The sequence below is a fragment of the Mycobacterium sp. genome (assembly GCF_036273375.1).
In the GTDB taxonomy this organism is placed as follows: Bacteria; Actinomycetota; Actinomycetes; order Mycobacteriales; family Mycobacteriaceae; genus Mycobacterium.
Map to the genome: position 1 here is coordinate 1 of NZ_DASUHS010000191.1, position 2,799 is coordinate 2,799.

At 67.7% G+C, this 2,799-nt stretch carries 2 protein-coding genes and 1 pseudogene; 2 read left to right on the plus strand and 1 reads right to left on the minus strand.

Features of this window, described 5'->3' with window-relative positions; all coding sequences use genetic code 11:
* The coding region (locus tag VFW69_RS17630; protein ID WP_526502928.1) for a sulfatase-like hydrolase/transferase at positions 1–1,195 on the plus strand (1,195 nt) is incomplete at its 5' end.
* A 41-nt stretch (positions 1,196–1,236) separates the two neighbouring features.
* Positions 1,237–1,752 (plus strand): DUF1269 domain-containing protein, encoded by a 516-nt coding sequence (locus tag VFW69_RS17635; RefSeq protein WP_526502930.1) that lies wholly within the window; start codon positions 1,237–1,239, stop codon positions 1,750–1,752.
* Positions 1,753–2,004: 252 nt separating this feature from the next.
* Here VFW69_RS17635 and VFW69_RS17640 read toward each other — a convergent pair.
* Positions 2,005–2,799, minus strand: a pseudogene (locus VFW69_RS17640) (hypothetical protein); the annotation flags it as partial.

The following is a 2,799-nucleotide window of genomic DNA, read 5'->3' on the forward strand; positions in this document are numbered from 1 at the left end:
CGCCGCGTGGGCGTGGGCCGGCAACACCCCGTTCAAGTGGGGCAAGCAGGTCGGTTCGCACCTAGGCGGCACCCGCAACCCGATGGTCATCCACTGGCCGGCCCGCATCACCGGCACGGGCGCGCTGCGCTCGCACTTCACCCACGTCATCGACGTTGGACCGACGATCCTGGACATCGCCGGCATCCCGGCCCCTACCCATGTCGACGGGATCGGGCAAGAGCCGTTCCACGGTGTGAGTTTCGCGGACTCACTGACCGACGCGGCCGCGCCGGAGCGTCACACCCAGCAGTACTTCGAGACCATCGGCAACCGGGCCATGTACAAGGACGGCTGGTGGCTGGCCATGAGGACCCCGCGGATCCCGTGGGTGGTCACCCCCGATGCGCTGCGGCCCTATGCGCCCGGGGTGTGGGACCCCGACGCCGGGCCCGCCGAGCTGTACTACCTGCCCGACGACTTCACCCAGGCCAAAGACCTCGCCGCCGCCCACCCGGAGAAGGTGGCCGAGCTGAAGGAGCTGTTCTGGGCCGAGGCGGAAAAGTACAAGGTGCTCCCCCTGCTCGCCACCCTGTCCGCGTTCTTCGGCATCCTCCCGCCGCTGCCGGATGCGGTCCCGGTCGAGTACCGGGGCGACGTCCAGAACATCATGTCGGGCATGATCCCCCGGGTCTACAACCACTCGTATGCGATCAGCGCCGATCTGGTCATCCCGGCCGAGGGAGCCGAGGGCGTGATCGTGGCCGAGGCCGACCACCTGGGCGGGTTCTCGCTGTTCGTCCAGGACGGCAAGCTCACCCACACCTACGCGATGATGGGCGTGTTCATCTACCGCCAGCAGGCCGAAGAACCGCTGCCCGCTGGCGAGGTGAACGTGCGGATGGAGTTCGCCGCCGATGCGGCCAAGCCCGCCACCGGCGGGGAAGTGACCCTGTTCATCAACGACAGGCCCGTCGGCAAGGGCCGCATGGACCACACCGTCCCGATCCGCTTCTCCGCCTACGCGGGCATGGACATCGGCCGCGACAACGGCGGGGTTGTCGACCTGAGCTATGAGAACAAAAAGCCGTTCCCGTTTACCGGCACCGTCAAAAAGGTCGTGTTCGACGTCAAGCCGCATCTGTCCACCGACGACGAGGAAGAGCTGCACGCGGCCGCCCACCACGGCCACGCCGGTCACGCACTCTCGGGATAAGCACGCACTCTCGGGATAACACAGGCCAGCAGGAGGGACCGATGAAATTCGACGACGAAACGACCGACGTACTGATCGGCGGCTACCTGTCCACCGACGCCGCCCAAGACGACTACGAGGCGGTCCTGGCCAGCGGTGGCTATCTGCACGGCGCGGTGGTCGTCAGCAAAGACCTCAAAGGCAACCTGTCCGTGGAGCAGACCGACCACATGGTCCGCGAGGGTGCCGCGGGCCTGGGCGCCGTCGGGTTCGCGGTCGGGCTGTTCGCACCGCCGCTGCTGGCCGCGACCGCAGTCGGCGCGGTGATCGGCGCCGGGGCCGGCAAGCTGCTCCACCGCAGGACCGCCAGCAAACTGGAGGAACAAGCAGGGGCCACCATCCCCGTCGGCGGCGCGGGCCTGATCGTCGCCTTCCCGCACTCCGCAGCCGCCAAAGTCGTACCCGCCGTGACCCGCCCCATCAAGAAAGTCATCGGCGAGGCCGAGGGGCACCACGTGCAGGCCCTCAAGGGCGCGATCGCCGACGCGCAGCAGAAGATGGCCGAAAGCGGCACCTGACAATTAGATGGAGGGCTGTGATGTCCACGTCATCACCAAAGTGCGACAGAGCCACCTAGATCTCGCCGTTGACAGGGCCCGCCATGAGCAGGACCGGTCGGCTGAAAACGACGAAAATTAGCCGTATCTGGGCGTTTCGACCGCGACGACATGGCAGTTAGTCAGTCGCGCAGAACGGCGGGGATGCGCGTAACCTTCATCGGATTTTCGTCGCTCAGAATGGTACGGGGTACTGCCTGAGCGGGCGGTGCATCATTTTCTGGCTCCGCGGTAGCCCAGTGCCGCTGCGAGCGCGAGCGCGCTGCGGGGGGTGTAGGCGATGCGCCACAGCCCGCCATGCGCGGCGGCGTGCGCCTCGTCCTGCCAGGGATGCGGGTGCGCTGGGCCACCGCCGGTGTGCAGGTCATGGACGAGGAGTGCGGCCATGAGCACCTTGGTTGTGGCAGGTTCGAAGACCTCGACACCGAACCGGTGCGCGCCGGCGTATGCCGCCGCCAGTATCTGGTTCTTCACGACCGACCTGGTTCGTGTTGGTGGGGCGACGTTCATCGACACGGCCGCGCCGGCTTCTCGGGCAACGGTGGCGCGCCAGCGCTGCAGCCGCTTTGCCAGCACATAGTTAGGTCCTTGCTGCGGCACCAGGCTGTCGTTGATACCGGGGTTAGCACCGGGCGGGTAGGCGCGGCGGAGCAGTCGGCCCCCAGACAGCGTCCGCAGCGGCCAGCTAACGAGTTTCATCCCTGCCGAACGGGTCGCGTAGGCGTGGACGGACTGGGCGACCGCTTCGGCCGGGACCGCGAACACGTCGGTCGGCGTCGCGAGGAATGCGAGCGCGACATCGTCGCGCTCGGCCTGCAAGCGCATGGTCAGTGCGTCGACGGCAGCGGACAGGCGGACATTGGCCGCACCGTCAGCGTAGACATAGTTGCCCAGCACCAGCGGGCCGTCAAAGGTAGCGAGCCAGCCGGCGACGGCAGGGACATCGCAGGTCAGGTCGAGGCCGGCGCGCTCCGCGAGGTCTTCGGTCCTGCCCCCGGGCTGGGGCTG